The following is a 19,622-nucleotide window of genomic DNA, read 5'->3' as shown; positions in this document are numbered from 1 at the left end:
TTCTATAGTAGCGGCTTTCACCTTTTGTACAAATTTAATATTTATTATATCAGAAGAATAGATTAAATAAATATTTAATACTAATCCAGCTAGCAGAGATTGCTATAAAAGCTATAATAAGTCCAACTATAGAGGTAATAAATCCAAGAACTATAGTTAATCCATCTCGGTTTAAAAGACCTAATGCCATTATTGTAATGCCCAGTGCAGGTACAGCGTTAGTTAGAGGTAAAGGTATTGATATAGCAATAGAGCAAATCAGCGATATTAAACCAATAAATTGTTCACAATATATAGAGGCTGCGAAACTAAATCTTGGTCGTATATATTTTTCTACAAATTTAATCTTTGGTACAATCTTGTCACTTATATTAATAAGTATATAATTGCTAATTTGATAGTTATTAATTTTGGATGGTAAAGAAACTTGTCTAAAGCCAAGCAACATCTGCATAGATAGAATCATCAAAGGAATACCTACTATAGTAGTAAAACCTGGAGGATACGGCAGCGGAATTGCAACTGGTATTGCAAAAAAAAGTATCGTTAATAGAAGACCGTTTTCATGAAAATCAACTAATAACTCACTAATTCTAGTCTTTTCTTTTTTTTCTTTTTGTCCTAATTTATAAAAAACACTAGATACTGTAGTTCTATCTAGTTGTTTATCTTTTGATGCAATGTTAAACATTTTTACTTAATTTTCTTGTAAATTATACTATATTTTAGATTATTAGAAAATAATTAATAATCAAAGAAATTAATTCCATCAATAATTTTCTTACGTTAGGTTATCTCAAAACTATGATTTTATAGTAATTGAGAAATGCACTACGGAATGTAGCACAATTGTAATGGATTTAGCAAAGAATATTTACTTTATTATCATTAGTTAACTTCAGTTTTGGATTAAAATTAAAAATTTTAATCCAAAACTGGCTAAAATATTCAGAAAAATGCATTCTTGAAGCGGCTGACGAGAGTGCATTTTAACTTTTTTTATCATTCAAGTTGACCATTTTACAAAAAGAGTAAGACCTATGAATAATAATTTACTTGAATTAATATCAATTACACAAAGTTTTACAAAAGATGATCATAGTACGCAAAAGATACTAGATAATGTTACTCTAAAACTAAAACCTAATGAGATAGTTGCGATACTGGGAAAATCTGGATCTGGGAAATCAACATTACTAAGAATTATCGCAGGTTTTACAAAACCAGTTAAAGGTAAAGTAATACTAAATAAAAAACCTGCTTTTCGTGATCGTTGTGATATTAGTATGATTTTCCAAACATTTGCACTTTTTCCATGGTTGACTGTTTTTGAGAATGTTGAGCTAGGTTTAAAAAGTTTCAATATTTCTGAGTATGAACGTCGCAAACGTGCATTAGAGGCCATAGATATGATAGGACTTGATGGTTTTGAGTCAGCATATCCAAAAGAATTATCAGGTGGCATGAAGCAACGAGTAGGTTTTGCTAGAGCATTAGTTCTCAGACCAGAAATTTTACTTATGGATGAAGCTTTTTCCGCTCTTGATGTTCTAACTGCTAATACCTTAAAGAATGATTTTCTTGATCTGTGGAGTAGTGGAAAAACTCAAATGCAGTCGGTGGTATTGGTAACTCATTCGATTGAAGAAGCAGTAACTATGGCTGACAAAGTGTTAATACTTTCATCTAATCCTGGGCGTATTGTATCAGAATTAGCAATTACCCTCCCTCGTTTACGTGATGTTCAAAGTATGGAATTTCGTACTATGGTAGATAAAATTTATGCTCTCATGGTATCAGCCTATGAAAAACCACCTTTGCCTGTTAGTAATAAACAGAAAGCTATTGTTGGCAACATCAATCAAAAAATTCATTTGTCGGTAAATGAACTGATCGGTAGCATTGAGGCACTTTCTGCATCGCCATACAAAGGTTCTGCAAATTTATCAGAATTATCTAAGATTTTTCATATTAACAATATGGGGGAAATTTTACATATTGTTGGAGCTTTGCAAATATTAAATTTTGCTAATGTTACTTCTGAGAGTATAAAATTAAATAAACATGGCAAGCTTTTTTTCACAAGTAGTTTAGAAGATAGAAAAAAAATGCTTGCTCAGCATTTACTTGACAATATTCCTCTTGCATCCTACATCTGTGAAATTTTACATCAACGTTTAGATCATAAAGCACCTCTTTCGCGTTTTAAGACACAGCTTGAGGATACATTATCTAGTGAAGATGCCACTATAACTTTAAAGTCTATAATAGGTTTAGGAAGATATGCAGAAATCTTCTCCTATGATGATAATAAAAAGGTTTTTAGCTTAGATAATCCAACAGCTTGAAAGTCGAATTTTATATATCGTATAAGGTGATGTTATTGTATTACAATAGATATCTTCGGCAAACTCTACTTCTGTCGGTAATTTCATAGTACCCTACATTTTTTATGTAACCACTATTAAGAAGGGCTCTGACCGTCATTGCGAGGAGGCGATGAAATCGCCGACGTGGCAATCTAGGATACGCGAAGCGTTACTCTAAAAAAACAGCTTCGCTGTTTACCTAGATCGCCCCGGCATCTAAAGATGCCTCGCGATGACGATTATAGAAAAATGTAAGGTACTATGCGGTAATTTGTACGTGATACCAGCTACTGTTGTTCCTCACGTACATCATCGTTCACTGCGGGTCGAGATTCCGTGGCTTCTTTAAATTCCTCAGCATAAGCGAGTTTGCCAAAAAGATATAATATTTATGGTGCCGATAGAGGGAATTGAACCCCCGACCTACGCGTTACGAATGCGTCGCTCTGCCAGCTGAGCTATACCGGCAATAGGTTAGCCCTAGGTTCTTATAATACCATTTCCGAAAACTAATCATCATATCGTCGTACTTCATGATCTCCGCTCCTCACATACTAGTTGTACGCGAAGGTAGCCGACACTCGTACTCCGAGTAGCAATTTAGTTTTGGGAAATGGTATTATAACCTGAATTCGATGTAACAAGTTACATCGAATTCAGTATTATATATAGAAACAATCAGGTTTGAAGCGGCTGCCCACCTGATTGTTAAAATATAATACTCCATTCAATATGTGATTTTAATTATTAAAATCACATATTGAATGATGAAAAAAGTTAAAATGTACTCGCGTCAGCCGCTTCAAGAGTGCATTTTTCCTTATAATAAAGCCAGTTCGATATAAGAATTATTAATTCTTATATCGAGGTTATAATATGTTTTTAAGATATAAGAACCTAGTCAATTTAACATTCTTGACCACTCAGGATCAGAAGCATCTTGAGGTGTGAGAATCTCTCTTTCATTATAACCAGTCAAATCAATGGAATATATACGATTTTTACCTGCTGTTTTGTTTCTAGGAGGCCAGCCTTTAGCAAACATAATTATCCTACCATTGGGTGACCAGCATGGACTTTCAACTAGATATCCACTAGTTATAATTCTTTCAGTATTCTCACCATAGGCAAAGGCTTTCATGACCCCAATTGTAAAACCTTCACCTTGAGATATTTTTGTAAACGCTATGTAATCTCCTCTAGGCGACCAACTTGGTGCAGCATAAACTCCTCCACCAAAACTTATACGTTCAATATTTGAACCATCAGAATTCATAATATATAATTGTCTTGTTCCACTTCGATCAGAATTAAAAACTATTTTACTGCCATCAGGTGAATAGCTAGGAGAGGTATTAATACCAATACCATGGGTCAACTGCTTAGTCGCCATATTATTCAGATCAATTTCAAAAATATGCGTAGCTCCCTTTCTTGCTATCGACATTATAGCTTTGTTTCCTTGGGGTGAGAATCTTGGAGCAAAGGACATACCAGGAAAATTACCAACCAATCTTTCCTTACCTGTTTTAAGATCACGAACATAAACATGTGGTTTCTGCTTGTGAACATAGGATAAATACATGATTTTATCTGCTTGTGGTGAAAATCTTGGAGTAAGAACCAAATTTTTACCATCTGACAGATATTTATGATTAGCACCATCATGATCCATCATAGCTATTTTCTTTACTCGTTTTAGATAAGGTCCACTCTCTGACACATATACTATTTTTGTATCAAAATAACCTAAATCTCCAGTAATTTTCTCATAAATTTTATCAGCTATTTTATGTGCTACTCTACGCCATAAATGTGTTGGTATTTCAAAAACCTCACCTATAAGATCTTTTTCTAAGCTTGCATCCCATAATATAAAACTAACCTTTAGCTTACCAGAAGAGAGCTTTACAACTTCACCATTAATCAGAAGATTAGCATTAATATGTCGCCAAGCAGCAAAAAGAGGCTTATGTTTTATCCCCACAATTTGTTCTATAAAAGAAGCAGTAGAAATTGGGTGGAACATGCCGGAAATCTTTAGATCATTAGATATTACACTAATTATATCAGCACCAATTACACTATTCGCACTATCATCTGCATCAAATTTATTAATGGCTATCGGTATTGGATCAACATGTCCTCGCTCTATAACTATAGTTTCTATGGCATAACTATTGAAGTTAGCAACTAACAACAGTATAACACAAAAATACCTGACCACTAATACCACCTAGATCTTTTTTTAACAATATTTAACATCAATTTGTATTTAGGTCCTGTCGCCAAAAACAACCTAAATACAAATTGATATTAATATATAATAAAAGTTTGGTGGGCGATGAGAGATTTGAACTCCCGACCTTTACGATGTCAATGTAAAAGTCGATTTCACCCTGCTTTTTTGCTTTTTTCTTATACACTAATTTATAGCTTACAACCCTAATGTTCATAGTACTTTTTCAATACCAATTAAATTCTATACTAACTTTAGTAGAGTTGCAATAATTTGTCAATCTTTAAAAAATATTAGAAATTTTAAAATAGGATATGGATATAATGAGCATATAGCGAGTCAAATTTTATGATCAATTTTTACCTTGCAATTTACTTGGACCATTTGAATTTATGAATCAATAATTACAATTATTAGTTGTTTGTATTGTAAAAGTAATAATAAGTTCATTGTAATTATATTTGATATAGAATTTGCTATTACAATTAAAACATACTACAGTTTTAAATATATATTTTAGTTAAGCTATGGTAGGTAATATTATGCCAGTTAAATCATTACTTTTTACTAAAGAGATGCTTCAAGAAATAAAAGCTCCAGAAGTAAAGCGAGACATATATAAAGATACCAAAGAAAAAGGATTATTGCTAATCGTCTCATACGGTGGTAGTAAAATATTTTATTTAGGAGTGGTACTTAGCAAAAAATATCATAGAATCAAAATAGGAGTATTTCCTTATCTATCTATTATTGATGCAAGACTCAAAGCATCTGAATTAAAAGGGAAGATTGCCCAAGGATATAATCCTATAGAAGAAAAAGCTAGATTATCTAAGGAGCCTACCTTTAAAGAGTTTTATGATAGATACCTTGATGAATACAGTAAAATTAATAATAAAAGATGGAAAGATTATGCTGCTTCTGTAGATAGATATGCAAAACATTTATATAATAGAAAAATATCAACCATTCAAAAAGCAGATATTCAAGAATTATTTAATAAATTGACGAAAACTGGTAAATATGGAGCTAACAGGTTTCTTGAAATATTAAGACCTGTATTTAATAAAGCAATAGAATGGGAATTGATTAAGGTAAATCCAGCTATTGGGATAACAAAGCATCAGGAACAATCTAGAGACCGTTATTTAACTAGAGAAGAAATACCACAGTTTTTTGCGGCAATAGCAAAAGAGAAAAATGAAGTAATGAAGGATTTTTTCTTAATAGCTTTATATACATCAGTTCGTAAAGATAATTTGCTTACTATGAAATGGGAACAAGTAAGTTTTACTGACAAACAATTATATCTACCAGAAACTAAAAATGGCAAACCTCATTCCTTACCTTTATTAGATCAAGCATTAGAAATATTAAAAGTACGAAAAGAGAACTCTACTAGCAGTTGGGTATTTCCAAGTGAGACTAGCAGTAGTGGTCACTTACAAGAGCCAAAGAAAGCGTGGAGTAGGATTTGTCAAAAAGCTGGTATAGAAAATTTAAGGATTCATGATTTAAGAAGAACAGTTCCAAGTTGGATGGCAATGACCGGAGCAAATCAGTATGTAATTGGGCAACTACTTAATCATATGGATCCAAGGTCAACTGCAGTTTATACTAGACTTGCTCATGACACTGCTCGAGAATATATGCAAAGGGCAATTGATGCAATGATTCCGAAAGTACAACAATGATGGGAGTTTCAGATTTTATGTTTGAGAATAAAATAATGGTATGAACCTACCCTATATACAGAATGAGAAGCGTATGCTAATCTTCTACGATAGGAAAGCCATTTAACTCTTAAGTTACCCTGCAGTACTTTGTAGCGATATTTAGTGAGCCAAACAATATGAAAGCGATGCTAAAATACAGTGTGGCTAGTCTTGTTATAATCTGTCATATATGATATTCAAGTTATAGTGAATTGAAATATTAGAACAAGGACTGAAGTCTTTCCCAGCTAAAGCTGGGGAGTTTTAACCAAAAAGGTGACTATAAACTAAATATAGTAAATGCACTATTTAAATTTTTAAAGCAACCTATATTACAAAAAGGATAAAATATTCACAACAAAGATTACTAATCAATAATAATATAATCTTAATTAAAATTTATTTTATTAGTGAAAGGTAGTGTAAATGTTATATTACCATTTTGCCCTATGAGGAAATTATAATAGTGTGTTGCCACATCTACTGCATCACAACTACAATTCGATTGAATTGCCAGTTTCAAGCACTCCATTTTTAATTCTATATCACTTCTCAACATAATATTACTAATCATCATTAGATATTATTAATATTAACAAATCTAACTAGATTAATCAATAATTAATAGCTCAATAAACAGAGCATGTCTCCTGATTATCGCAGTTTTATATTAGCTGCAGAATTTCTTCCATTAGTATAAATGATTCATTGGCAAAATGACAATAAAACTATTAATGTCTCAGTTGTTAGAGAACTTTAGTAAAATAGTTTGCTCTTTATCTTGTAGCCTAATTCATTAGGTTAGTTACAACTACAAAGAGAATTACCAAAATATAAAGCTTGTTAGTATTGTAAATAATCTTATGCAAAATTTGAATCAAAATCAAAGATTATATTGGTCATTATCAAAGCCATTAAAATACATGGGCTTAAGTTTAGATGAGTGGGCAGTAATGTTATTAGGTGTAGTACCTGGTATAGTATTACTTAATAGTGGTAATGCTAAACTAGGATTAGTAGGTATGATAGTTGGTATTGCTTTATGTTATGCATTTAAGAAATTTAAAAAAGTTTCAGAATATTTTTTGCTAAAAAGCTTTCTAGTAGCCAAGAAGTGGTTGCCTGCTCCTGCCTGTTACCCTCTATTACTTGGTAAAATAGTAGGGAAATAATGGAGCAGTTATTCAAACAATCATCAATTCAGCAACTAGTTAAATATAACAAACATTTATTATTAGTAACTGTGTTATTGGCAATTACTAGTTTACTGGCAACAATTAAGCTAATAAGCAAAGAAGAGAAGTGGGTATTAATTCCGGCAATAGAGCCAGATCGTCGAATGATAGTATCATCAAAAAATTATCATGAAACTTACTTGCAGGAATGGGCAATATTTGTGATGAAAGGCTTATTTACCACTTCACCAGAAGAGGTAGAAAGACAGATAGCTGATATGAAGGTAGTCTCTAGTAGTACAGAGCAGTTAGATAAATTTTTTCAAGAACATTTACAATTTGTTAAAGGCTCTAATGTGTCTTCTGTTTTTTTTCCAAAAAAAGTGAAAATAACTGATGATGGAGTATTAATTCAAGGGACATTTCGTTATTGGTTTGGTGATAACAAGCATATTGCAGCTGATAAGAGTTATCTTTTAACTTACAAGCGAGGTACTAATTACTTGTTATTGCTTACTGGTATTAAGGAAGAAACTAATCAAAGAGAAATATGACTGTCAACAAGCAAAATACTATAGTAGTTAAGTCAAGGATTAAGCAATATCTGGTATTTTCTGTAATGCTATTATTGTCAAATTTTTGTTTTAATAATGCTTATGCTGTAGGTTACATGTTACATAATGATTCTTTGTTAGAGTTACAGATAGCTAAAGACGCTCCAACTAGAATTAATATTGAAGGAGAGAAAATCAATAATATTTTCATTCATCCTCAAGAAGCAGCGGAAATAGTAGTTGATGATTGTGGGTGTCTGTTTATTTTACCTCAACAAGGTAAGGATAAGGTTTATTTAACTCTAATAGGGGAAAATGGTACAATACAGGATTTATTATTACGTTTTACTAATAAAAATCCAGCTCCTATAAGATTGATTAAATTTAATTTAGAGCAAGATATAGTTAAAACAATGTCAATTAATGAAAAACAAGAGAATAACAATGATTATAAAGGAAAATATAAAAGTAACAAATAATAAGCAATCTGTTAATAAGCAGCATATTGGTTTAATTAGCTCAATGTTTATAGCATTATCAATTATCTTTTGTGTAAATATTTTATTAGCTGAAATATCATTTGCTAATACTTTAGAAGGTGAACTAGATAGAATTGGCGGGCTTTCTACCGGTAAACTTAAGACAATAGGAATATCTGGTGCAACTATCTTATCATCTATTTGGGCAGTAGTAAGAGGGAATCTTAGACTTGCTGGAGCTATTGTCGCTATTGGTATTATTCTTGGTTTTTACTTAGACTGGGTCTCTAGTGGTATGAAGATTAATTAACTATAATATTTAAGTAAAATAAGTTGGTATGAAGCAAGTTAGTAAAATCTTGAAATAGAATTAGCTATGAGTAAAGAGAATGAACAGTTAAATGATAAGCCAGGAAAGTCAGAAGATACAATAGCTGATAGTAAGTTACCATCTGAGTTTAATAAAAGATTATCAGAATTTATAGATATCATAAGGAAAAAACCTGTAATTTCCTTGTCTTGTATAGGAATAATAATCATCTTAATATTTTATTGTTTTTCTGAAAGTAAAGTAGAGAATCTAGCAAGCCTTGAAGAAGAGCGTAAATCACGGAGTGAGATATCTGGAATAGAGAAGGCAATAGATCCAAGAGCTAGATGGACGGAAGAAGTATTAACTGAAGTAAAAGATATGAAGAATCGTTTAGAAAGTTTAATAGAAAATAAATATTTGGAAACTACAAGTAAAATTGATAATGTTCAGCAAAAATTGGAATTACTAGAAAGTAAGCCTAATGAGGAGGGTATATTGTATGATGGTAATAGTATTAATAATCATCAGCAAATACAAGATTTAACAAAAGAGCAACATGAACAAATAATATCAGATTTACCAGTAAAAAGGCAGTTTGGATATGTTAAAAGAGCTGGATGTCAAGTAAAAAAAGATGTTAAGGATTATATCACCACTGGCAGTTTTGCTAGGAGTTTGCTACTAACTGGTGTAGTAGTAGGTACTGGTACTAATAATGCTGCAGCACCTGAACCAATAATGTTAAGGTTAGTCGATACAGCTATTTTTTCTAAGGGATATAGAACTAAGCAAATCAAAGAAGCAATTTTAATTGGTTCTTGCAGTGGAGATATTTCATCGGAACGAGCTAAATGTCGTTTAGAGACAGTATCTTTACTAAATAATAAAGGAGATATAATTGAGAAAAAAGTGGAAGGCTGGATAATAGGAGAAGATGGTAGACCTGGCATTAAAGGTGTAGTAGTAGATAGATCATCTGACGTAGCAAGAATGGCAATACTAAATGGTGTACTTGGTGGTATAGCTCAATTTTTCCAGAACCAGGCAACAAATGGAGTTTTTCCAATATCACCAATTACCGGTCAGCAGAATGCTTTAAAAGCCAAAGATGTACTAAAAGGCGGTATCTATGCAGGAACTGGTAATGCTTTAGAGAAGTTAGCTGATTTTGCTATTAAACGTGCTGAATCAATGAGTCCAGTAATTGTGGTAGCATCTGGTAGAGTAGTTGATGTTGTGTTTAGAAAAGGCTTTGACTTGCAAGAAAATGATTCAAGTCAAAATGTCAATAGATTACTACCACCAACTACTAATGATTATTCTCAAAATAGTACAAATTATCATACTAATAATAGTTCTAATAAAATTACAACTTTTTCTAAAGCAAATGCTAAATTAACAGAACATTTTATTAACAATGAAGATGATGATGCAGATAACTGGCAAGAGCAGTTAGAACAACCATCACAGCAACAAGATGGTTTCTAATGGGTAATATTACTAACCAGTTAATTAGAATTATACTATTAGTAATAGTCACTATTGGTTTTTGTGGTTGTAAATTAATGCCCTATAGAAATGATTTTGACTGTCCTGTGCCTGAAGGGTTAAAGTGTAAATCTCTCTATGAAATCAATATGATGCGGGATCAAGGGATGTTTGAACCAAATAATAATGATCAGATTAGATGTAACAAAAAACCATAATTAAGGCGATAGAGAATAATAATGCAAGCAAATATCCATAAGGATTTTGATAGGGAAAGATTAGCAAAACATTTTGTCTATGAATCGTATGATGAGGATAGTCAATTATTTTTCAATCGTGGTTCAGTAGGGTTTGTATTAATGGGCTGGCCACTCGTTGGTACGAGTGTACAAGCCCAAGGAGAAATTGCTGAGTTTTTGAAGAATGATGAAAATCTTCCAGTAGGTAGTAGTTTACAAGTATTAATGATAGGTTCTGATCATATTGAGCATTTTTTAACTAATTGGCAATTACATAGAAAAGGGGAAATTTTTATTGAGCTAGCTAAAAAGAGAACAGGGTTTTTACAGAAAAAAGCCAAAGAGGAAGGAACTGTAAAAGACATAGTGTTATTAATCTCAGTTACTATCCCTACCCTAAGTCTAAATATTGATATTAATGAAATGGTAAAAAGAAAAGAATGTTTACAAGATACTTTTAAGTCAATTGGTTTAATAACTGAAAATGTTGATGCAAAAATGTTACTAGAGTCTATTCGGATAATATTTGGTGTATCTGCAGAAGAGCAAGCAGCATTAAATCCTTATGAGATATTAGCTGAGCAAATTTTACCAAGCAATTTTTCTTTATTTGAAGAGCAAGATTATATAAGCCTCAATGATAATCAAATATTCATTAGCTTAGAAGCCAGTAAAAGACCAAGAGAGTGGAGATTATCATCTATGGACTTATTTTTAGGTAATGAAATGAGACGGGGTGAATATATAAAATCAAATTTTTTAATTCATTTTGGTTTACAAATCTTACCTAAGCAAACGATAGCTAGAACAGCTGCGATTACTAAAAGAGAAGCATTAGAAAGAAATATTGCAGCTGGTATGCATAAGTTTTTTCCTGATATTCAATATGAAGCTGAAGATTTAGGCAGTGCAGTATCGTACTTACAAAGTGGTGATCGAGTAGTAAATATTCATTTAAATGTCATTATGTGGGATAAAAAGGAAAAAGCTAAACAATCGGCATCTCAGTTTTGCTCTCAGCTTCGACGTAGTGGTTGGTATTTTGTTCCTTGTAAATATGATCATTTAGCAGTAGTGCTAGCATCAATGCCGATGCAATTAGTGGAGGAAATACCATACTCTGTATCTAATAGGTTTAACAAGATATTTGGTTCAAGAATAGGAGGATTGGGGGTAGCCTTAAGCTCTCTTGGTCGAGGTAAAAAAACTATTTCATCAGAGAGTAAAGTGTTATTACCGATAGTTGGTGAATGGAAAGGTGATTTAACCTCTCCTGGTATGTTACTGACTGGCAGACGAGGTCAGATTATGTATTGGTCGCCTTTTGGCTCAGCTCTAGTGTCATCAACAGGATTAAATAACAGTGCACCAAATGAAAATTTTAACCTATGTATAGCAGGAGTGCCAGGTTCAGGTAAATCAGTATTTATGCAAGAGTTAATGTTATCAATTTTAGGAGTTGGGGGTAAAGTATTTGTCCTTGATTATGGTAGATCATTTAAAAGAACATGCTTAATTCTAGCAGGTAATTACATAGAATTTGATACAAAAACCCCTATTTCTATCAATCCATTTTCACAAGTGCCAGAAGATGAAAGTGAAAAATCCATTGAAGCACGGGCAGATTTTCTAGCAAGTTTTCCATCAGTTTTAGCAACCATGGCAGCACCTCAATATGGAACTAATGATTTGCAACAACCAATGTTACAAAAAGCTTTAATTGCGGTTTGGCAAGCAAAGGGTAGTAGCTCAGAAATCAGTGATATTGCTGACTGGCTGTTGCTACGAGAAGAATCATATGCTCATGAACTAGGTAATATGTTGTTTCCATTCACTAAAGATGGTCAATATGGTAAGTTTTTCAGTGGTAAGGCTAAACTGTCACTGAATTCCGACATAGTAGTAATTGAAACTGATCATTTACGTAGTAGTCCAGAATTACTGGTAGTAATAGTTCAGATAATGATTGTTCATATTAACCAAACAATGGTGAAAGGAGGTAGAGAACGCCCATTTTTGATTATGATTGATGAAGCATGGAAATTACTAGCTGGCAAACGTTCAGGAGAATTTATTGAAGAAGTAGGCAGAATAGCTAGGAAATATAATGGTTCAATTACCTTAGCTACCCAACAACTAACCGATTATTTTCGAGGAGAAGGCTCTGCTGCTGAAAAAGCATTTGAGAATTCATCACATAAAGTTATTTTAAAACAAAATCCTGAATCTTTTAAAGCAATGCGTGCTAATCCTAAGCTTGCAGGTTTTGTTGATGAGGATTGGAAAATAAATTTACTGCAATCTATTCATTCAAATCCCCCCTATTATAGTGAAGCAGCCATTTATAGCCCTAATGTTACAGGAGTGATTGGTAGATTAATGATAGATCCATTTACCCTGCTGCTAACTTCAACTAATGCTAGAGATTATCAAGCAATAGAAGACAGAATGAGTAAAGGAATGAGTGTAAGTGAGGCAATTAATAACATACTTAATGAAAGAAGAGTAGTTTAAGTGAGTATACAGTAAAAATTGTACAGTAGAATGAAATAGATATTTTATAATTATGATAACTATTAGTACTGGAATTATTTGTAGACGTTGTTTAATAATTTTTATTATATGTTTTACAAGTACAAGTTATGGAGAGCTTAAGCAAGAAGTAAAAATTAAAGACTATGGAGTTAGGGGGCATATATTTCCAATCATTGAACAATCATTACTAGAAACAATTATTACAAAACTTAAAATTGCCGAGCAAAGTGGTTTATTAGAAAAAATGCAAGAAGAATTTCAAGAAAGAGTAAAGCAGAAAATAATAAGACCGGTACCAGTTAAGAATTTAAGCAAAGCTAGCAAAAATACAAGTAGGCTATATGATCCAAGCTTTACACAAAGTACTGATATAAAAGATCAAGCTGGTAAAATAATAATAAAAGCAGGAACAAAAGTTAATCCTTTAGAAATAATAAGTTGGGGAGAACCATTAATATTAATTGATGGAGATGATAAGGAGCAAGTTGCTTGGGCTAAATCCAAGAGAGGCAAGGTGGTACTGACTAAAGGAAGCCCTAGCCAGTTAGCACAACAGTTAGATCAGCATGTATTCTTTGATCAAGGTGGGACTTTAACCACACGTTTTAAAATAAAAACTATGCCAGCTATAGTGGAGCAAGAAGGTAGTTTACTTAAAATTAGTGAGATAAAGATGAATTAAATATTTATAATTGTATATGTGGATAAATGTTAAGCTATAGAGAGAATTAAAGGTAATTATATGAAAAAGTGGCAATTACAAGAAGCAAGAAAACATTTAGCAAAAATAGTCGATGATGTGCTGCAAGGTAAAGTGCAAGCAATAGTAAAAGATAATGGTGAGGTAATATATTTATTGGACTTTGGACAAAAACCCCTGCTTTTTCACAAAATAGAAAGTTTTATAAAAAACTAGTATTTTGAATTAATTTTCTAAGATTATTATTAATCTATAGTTAATATTTTTACAATTTTAGGTAAATTATTTTATATAATAGATAAATTATAAGTTGCTAAATATAGGCTAAATTATTTTGTCCAAAGTTCAAATATTTAGTACCGGGGCAAAAATATAATAAAAATGATGAATGTAGCAAATTTAAGTAAAGTACAAGCTAATGGTGCTAAGAAAAGAAACATTGTGGATAACTATGTGTATAATAATCATTATAGCATCTAATTTTACATATGCATCAATTGGTTGTGTAGGAAGGTTTGTTAATCCAATCACTGATATATGTTGGAAATGTTTATTTCCAATTACTATAGGAGGAGTAAAAATAGTTGGTAGTCCTATGGCTGATACAAACTCACCAAGGAATATATTGTGTTTTTGTCCAAGACCAGGGATTTCAGTACCTGTTCCTGGTATTCCGATTGGTTTTTGGGAGCCAGTAAGATTAGTAGATGTGACTAAATCACCAATGTGTATGGTGAGCCTTGGTGGCATGCAACTAGGAACAAGTAGTCAAAGAGGGATAAAAGATGATAAAGAAGGTGCAGCATTCTATCATGTTCATTGGTACATGTATCCAGTTATTTATTGGCTTGAGATATTACTGGATTTTGCTTGTTTAGAGATGAGTTCAGTTGATGTAGCATATTTAACTGAGTTTGATCCATTATGGGGAGATGATGCTAAATCTGCCATATTAAATCCTGAAAGTTTATTATTTGGTAATATTATAGCTCAATCAGCTTGTATTGCTGATTGTATAAGTTGTAGTAGCGGTAATCTTGCAAGTGATGCATTATTTTGGTGTGCTGGCTGTCAAGGGTCTATTTATCCGTTTACTGGTACTACAGGGCATCATAACGGCGGGGTAGGCACTTCAGTATTAATAGTAGCAAAATTTATAGCTAAGCTACATAGAGAATTATTATTATGGGGTTATGTAGGCAATGAAGGATTATGTGGTAAATATCCAATGCCAATAATTAAAAAGAGCCAATATAGGTTGCAAATGACTTATCCGATTCCAGAAATTAATGATTGTAAAAAGATTGGTGAAACTGAAGTAATGTGGCAAGCAGGCAGAGAATTTCCAATTAAAGGAGAAGATTTTGGTTATTTAATTTGGAGAAAAAGAAATTGCTGCCTTTTTTAATTATTAATTGAATTAATATGTTTACAATAAAAAAACAATTATTATTAATATTACTAATTTTAAGTAGCACTAATGCTTTAGCGAAAGCACAAACCTATATTTTTCTCTCATTTTCGATGCCAGATACAGCATTAAAAAGCTATTTTATTGAAGCAAAGCAAGCCTCAGCAATATTAGTAATGCGTGGACTTAAAAATAATTCATTTTTGCAAACTAAGACAAAAGCTGATGAATTAGCTATTAGTTTTAATATTGATCCGAATTTGTTTGAGCAATATCAAATTACTTCTGTACCAGTAATAATAGTAGATAATGGTCAAGGACGAGTTAAGAAACTAACTGGTCATATAGCTTTAATGAAAGCTATAGAACTGATGGAGCAAGAAAATTGATACAACATTGCTGTAATTATGTGGTTTTTATTATGATTGCTTGGTTATTACTAACTTATGAACCAGCCTCTACTTTAGCATATGGCATGCAAAATAGTTACAATCAGGCAGAGCAATATAGAAACAGTCTAAGGCTTGGTAATCCTGATCAAGCTGGTAATAAAGTAATATTTGATAAAGATGCTAATGTATCACACTTAACTAATATGGGAGATAATGATTTAACTAATAAAGGGGGAAATATTTTAAATAATAGTGAAGAGGGTAAATTTATCCAACAAAATGAACTCAAGAAAATAAATGCCTTAAAGGAATATGATTTAAATAACCAAAATCCTTTGCTAGTTAATGCCAAGAGGATTGAAGAAAATCCATTAAGACATACTGAGGGAAGCCATTTTAGTTCTAGTGAATCTGTGACTAAGACTAAAATCAATAAGAGTTGCAGGGAAGGTGTTGAGTTTGAGATAGATATCATCAAACAATTAGTCGTAGAATGTGGATTATTTGAAGGATGGGGAGATTGGCAAGATCGAAGTATGCCGATAAGTGAGGATGATATTGATGATACTTGGACTGAACTAAAAACCAAGGAATATTACTACGATAAAAATAATTGGTGGAGAGCACAATATCAGAGAATAAGGGAAGAAGATGGTAATGTACAACAACAATTAAGAGCGATGATTGCAACTCGGCAACATACTTTACTCGAAAATATTGGTGAGATAAAAGTTGGCTATAGTGAAAAGGAGAGAAATCTGTTGTTTTATCGTATAACCATACCTACTGCTACGACAGTTAATTATAAGTATCGAGAAAAAATAAAAGAATTTAAAGAAAAAGGCGAATATTGGCAAGTTATCACTGAAGAAGCAGAAAAATTAGCAGAAGCGAATGAATGTCATGAAATAAATCGAGTCTGTCTGGAAAGTGGTAATAAGACATTTTTTGATAAATATATTATAAGCCGTCCATGTTGGAAGGAGAAAATCAGCTATCAATGTTACTCTGAACCACAAGATGGTTGTAAACATTTGAAATCCCAAGGATGCCAGTTGGAAAATAGTAATTGTTTAAACAGAAATGGTAATATCTGCTTATTATGGCAAAGGAATTATAGATGTTTTGGTGAGAAGAAGAGCTTAAGCTCTTCCTTGGCAGGTGCAACTATTTTTTGTTTAGGTGGAGATTGTCATACACCGACAATTGAGCAAAATAGTGATATATCAAATGTTGGTTATTTAGCCATGTTGAATGAGATGAAAAAAGATATGCAAGGTACCCCAATTTATGTCTTTAAGGGAGAATCAAATAGTTGTAGGAAGAATATTGTTAATTTCCTTAATTGTTGTTCTTCAATGAAAGGTTGGGGAAAGGATTTGGGACTAGCTAGATGCAAAGCAGGAGAGAAAGCTCTTGCCTTAAAGAGAGGGAAAGGACAATGCCATTTTGTTGGCACTTATTGTAGTCAGCGAGATCCAATATTTAAGAAATGTTTAACTAAAAAATCCACCTATTGTTGTTTTAATTCCAAGCTGGCAAGGGTTTTTCAAGAGCAAGGGAGAAATCAATTAGGAATTAGTTTTGGCTCAAGCGAATATCCAAATTGTCGCGGATTTACTGTAGATGAACTACAAAGAATAGATTTTTCAAAGTTTGATTTAGAAGAATTATTTGCTGATTTATTGTTTGATGCTAAAAATAAGATGGGCAAGAGTTTTCCAAAACAAATAAATAATCAAATGCCAGTAATCCAAAAGCAAACACCGCTTAATGGTAGGAATAATAACCATAATTTATCATATTGAGGGACTAAAGTCATGAGTAATAATGTGTGTAACAATAAGTCGAGTAATAACCATAGTAACAGCTTTAATTTTAATTAATCATTGGCAAACAGAATCATTTGCTGTTACTACCAAGGAAATAGCTACCGATATGAGCAGAATAGAGACAGAAAATTTTACTAATAATCCATGGCAAGAACCGCATGGGTTTTTGTGGTATAATGAACAGCCAATAAGCAAATCACCAGCATATTGTAGGTCAAAATTATCATCGGAAATAAGAGAAAAACAACAACCTTATAACCAAAGAATAGAGAGCTTAAAGCAAAAGTTTAACAATGCTCAACGCAAGGCACTTGATAATCCAACTTTAGAGAATGTCATCAAGGCTCAAAAATTGCAAAAAATAATAATGGAGAAGTCACAAAAATTTGCTGCTATGTGGCAATTAGCAACTTTAATTGAGCCTAGTTTACTCAATAACAACGAACCAAGTAATAGTTTACATAAGAAATTATATCAGGAGGCAACTGAACAGATAAATAATAACAAACTAATCAATTTAGCCAAAGATTGGGGTTTGATTTTACAGGTGAGTAACAATTGTCCTTATTGTCAGGCTTTTGCTCCTATTGTCCAGAGATTTGCTAGCAAATATGGTTTTCAGCTATTGTTGGTTTCTAACAATGGTACGGATTTTCAGAATATTAAAACTAGCAAAGATACTGGATTATTACGAGCTTTAAATCCTGAGAATATTGTGCCAATATTATATTTGGTTGATAGTAGCGGTAAAAGAATATATCCGGTAGCTAGAGAAATAATTTCGGAAGATAAGATTATTGAGAATATCGTGACTATTGATCTACATTATCAAAATTTAGCAAAAAGTGAAAATAATGATAAAAAATATCACTTTAAGTATAAGTAGCAGTTTATATTTTAGTATAATAGTCACAATATTGTTGATTCATGTACCAACTGCTTTGGCGTGGAATATTGGAGATGTGTTTCAAGGGATGAGCGTGAACGTTACTAAGCCTGGTTCTTACCAAGACCAAGCAGCTGGTTATTATGCGGCAGGAGGATTATCAATGCGTACCAGTAAAACATCGTTTAACCCAATTAGCATGACTCCACCATCTTTAACCATGAGCTGTAGTGGTATAGATGCCTATCTTGGTAGTTTTTCAATTATTTCCGGTGAAGAATTAGTACAGTTGATGAAAAATATTGGCTCTCAATCTAAAGCATATGTTTTTTCTTTGGGATTAAAGACTTTTGCTCCACAAATAGAGAATGGTCTTAAGGATTTACGTAACCTTGCTATGGAGATGAATCAATTTGCTAAGGGTGATTGTGAGCTAACTAAAGCTATATTTGCCTCAAGCTTACCAAAAGACTCAGCTATGCGAGAATCAGTTTGTAAGGATATGCAAGCACAATCTGGTATGGATTATTTTGCTGCTGGTAAGAGATGCCGTAATGACTTAGAGCAAAAGCAAGCATTGCAACAAGCACAAAATAAAGATCCAGAATTAATGTTAAACAATTATAACATCTTTATTAAAGCAGCAGAAAAAGTAGGTATTCCACCAGATATGAGAAATGCCATAATGTCAATGACTGGTACTATTATCATCAAGGATAATAATGTTTATTTCTTTGACTCCCTGGCTAAAGATGAAAAAAGCTGGATAACTCACTTAAAAGGTGGAGAATCTGCCTCAATTTATGCTTGTGATAATAGTAGTTGTTTGAATCCAACATTACAGCGGAATATTAGTATTCTACCAGAGCAATCATATCAAGGCAAAGCTAAAACAAAATTAGATGATTTAAAAAGTAAGCTTGCTAGTAATAATGAGTTTAATAATATAGATATCATGTTCCTGTCATCGATCGGTGAAGCATTTCCAATTTATGATTATATTACTTTAGAATCAATTTCAGGAGTAACTATTTTAGATAGTTCATCAGAATTAATTGCTAGTTATAGTTTATTGCAGCATTTGAAAGAAATAATATCTGAAGTACGTAAAGCAGTAACTTTGCTGAAAACTAAGCAAGTTACAGATCAACATTTAGTAGAATATTTAAAATCATTAGACAGAGTACAAATTTTTGCTCAAGAGAAATGGAGTAACATGCTGACAAGTAGCAATCAGATAGATAAAAGAGCCAGGTTAATAGAACAACATCTAATGGTTAAGGAAAGAAGCTAGA

General features: G+C 32.3%; 18 protein-coding genes and 1 tRNA gene. 16 read left to right on the top strand and 3 right to left on the bottom strand.

Annotated elements, in window-relative coordinates:
• Positions 1–49: 49 nt before the first annotated feature.
• On the bottom strand, positions 50–691 hold the full coding sequence (locus AAHM80_RS02235) for an exopolysaccharide biosynthesis protein (RefSeq protein WP_342260149.1): 642 nt from the start codon (positions 689–691) through the stop codon (positions 50–52).
• A gap of 349 nt (positions 692–1,040) precedes the next feature.
• Between AAHM80_RS02235 and AAHM80_RS02230 the strand changes: the two genes are divergently transcribed.
• Entirely contained in the window at positions 1,041–2,348 is a 1,308-nt protein-coding gene (locus tag AAHM80_RS02230) for a nitrate/sulfonate/bicarbonate ABC transporter ATP-binding protein (RefSeq protein ID WP_342260148.1), read from the top strand.
• Positions 2,349–2,761: 413 nt separating this feature from the next.
• Here the strand turns inward: AAHM80_RS02230 and AAHM80_RS02225 are convergent.
• Positions 2,762–2,837: transfer RNA gene (locus AAHM80_RS02225), tRNA-Thr, on the bottom strand.
• Between the two features lie 433 nt (positions 2,838–3,270).
• The gene (tolB, locus tag AAHM80_RS02220) at positions 3,271–4,596 is read right to left on the bottom strand and encodes a Tol-Pal system beta propeller repeat protein TolB (protein WP_410521511.1); all 1,326 of its coding nucleotides are present in this window, start codon (positions 4,594–4,596) and stop codon (positions 3,271–3,273) included.
• Between the two features lie 539 nt (positions 4,597–5,135).
• On the opposite strand from tolB, the gene AAHM80_RS02215 reads away from it, so the two are divergent.
• The 15 genes from AAHM80_RS02215 to AAHM80_RS02145 all read left to right on the top strand — a co-directional run bounded on the left by AAHM80_RS02215 (position 5,136) and on the right by AAHM80_RS02145 (position 19,621).
• On the top strand, positions 5,136–6,302 hold the full coding sequence (locus AAHM80_RS02215) for a tyrosine-type recombinase/integrase (RefSeq protein WP_342260147.1): 1,167 nt from the start codon (positions 5,136–5,138) through the stop codon (positions 6,300–6,302).
• Between the two features lie 884 nt (positions 6,303–7,186).
• Entirely contained in the window at positions 7,187–7,495 is a 309-nt protein-coding gene (locus AAHM80_RS02210; RefSeq protein WP_342260119.1) for a hypothetical protein, read from the top strand.
• On the top strand, positions 7,495–8,052 hold the full coding sequence (locus AAHM80_RS02205) for a TraE/TraK family type IV conjugative transfer system protein (RefSeq protein WP_342260146.1): 558 nt from the start codon (positions 7,495–7,497) through the stop codon (positions 8,050–8,052). Before AAHM80_RS02210 ends, AAHM80_RS02205 begins: the two co-directional genes overlap by 1 nt.
• Complete coding sequence (locus AAHM80_RS02200; RefSeq protein ID WP_342260145.1) at positions 8,049–8,531, top strand: hypothetical protein; 483 nt, start codon at positions 8,049–8,051, stop codon at positions 8,529–8,531. The genes AAHM80_RS02205 and AAHM80_RS02200 overlap by 4 nt, the downstream gene beginning before the upstream one ends.
• On the top strand, positions 8,497–8,841 hold the full coding sequence (locus AAHM80_RS02195; RefSeq protein ID WP_342260144.1) for a hypothetical protein: 345 nt from the start codon (positions 8,497–8,499) through the stop codon (positions 8,839–8,841). Before AAHM80_RS02200 ends, AAHM80_RS02195 begins: the two co-directional genes overlap by 35 nt.
• A 66-nt stretch (positions 8,842–8,907) precedes the next feature.
• Entirely contained in the window at positions 8,908–10,332 is a 1,425-nt protein-coding gene (locus AAHM80_RS02190) for a TraB/VirB10 family protein (protein ID WP_342260143.1), read from the top strand.
• Positions 10,332–10,550: a conjugal transfer protein TraV gene (locus tag AAHM80_RS02185; protein ID WP_342259392.1), complete on the top strand. Its 219-nt coding sequence runs from the start codon at positions 10,332–10,334 to the stop codon at positions 10,548–10,550. Before AAHM80_RS02190 ends, AAHM80_RS02185 begins: the two co-directional genes overlap by 1 nt.
• A 21-nt stretch (positions 10,551–10,571) precedes the next feature.
• On the top strand, positions 10,572–13,085 hold the full coding sequence (locus tag AAHM80_RS02180) for a TraC family protein (RefSeq protein WP_342260142.1): 2,514 nt from the start codon (positions 10,572–10,574) through the stop codon (positions 13,083–13,085).
• A gap of 52 nt (positions 13,086–13,137) precedes the next feature.
• A complete protein-coding gene (gene traW, locus AAHM80_RS02175) occupies positions 13,138–13,788 on the top strand; it encodes a type-F conjugative transfer system protein TraW (protein ID WP_342260141.1) in 651 nt (216 codons plus the stop codon).
• A gap of 60 nt (positions 13,789–13,848) precedes the next feature.
• Positions 13,849–14,022, top strand: coding sequence for a type II toxin-antitoxin system prevent-host-death family antitoxin (locus tag AAHM80_RS02170; protein ID WP_342260140.1), 174 nt, complete (start codon positions 13,849–13,851; stop codon positions 14,020–14,022).
• 235 nt (positions 14,023–14,257) lie between these two features.
• The gene (gene traU / locus AAHM80_RS02165; RefSeq protein ID WP_410521510.1) at positions 14,258–15,214 is read left to right on the top strand and encodes a conjugal transfer pilus assembly protein TraU; all 957 of its coding nucleotides are present in this window, start codon (positions 14,258–14,260) and stop codon (positions 15,212–15,214) included.
• A 17-nt stretch (positions 15,215–15,231) separates the two neighbouring features.
• Positions 15,232–15,606, top strand: a complete 375-nt coding sequence (gene trbC / locus AAHM80_RS02160; RefSeq protein ID WP_342260139.1) for a type-F conjugative transfer system pilin assembly protein TrbC — start codon at positions 15,232–15,234, stop codon at positions 15,604–15,606.
• Positions 15,603–17,417 (top strand): conjugal transfer protein TraN, encoded by a 1,815-nt coding sequence (traN, locus tag AAHM80_RS02155; RefSeq protein ID WP_342260138.1) that lies wholly within the window; start codon positions 15,603–15,605, stop codon positions 17,415–17,417. Before trbC ends, traN begins: the two co-directional genes overlap by 4 nt.
• A gap of 22 nt (positions 17,418–17,439) precedes the next feature.
• Positions 17,440–18,327, top strand: a complete 888-nt coding sequence (locus AAHM80_RS02150) for a conjugal transfer protein TraF (RefSeq protein WP_342260137.1) — start codon at positions 17,440–17,442, stop codon at positions 18,325–18,327.
• Positions 18,296–19,621 (top strand): conjugal transfer protein TraH, encoded by a 1,326-nt coding sequence (locus AAHM80_RS02145; RefSeq protein WP_342259400.1) that lies wholly within the window; start codon positions 18,296–18,298, stop codon positions 19,619–19,621. Before AAHM80_RS02150 ends, AAHM80_RS02145 begins: the two co-directional genes overlap by 32 nt.
• Position 19,622: the final 1 nt, after the last annotated feature.

This window comes from Candidatus Tisiphia endosymbiont of Metellina segmentata, assembly GCF_964030715.1.
Taxonomy (GTDB): domain Bacteria; phylum Pseudomonadota; class Alphaproteobacteria; order Rickettsiales; family Rickettsiaceae; genus Tisiphia.
This window is presented reverse-complemented; position numbering and strand designations above follow the sequence as displayed.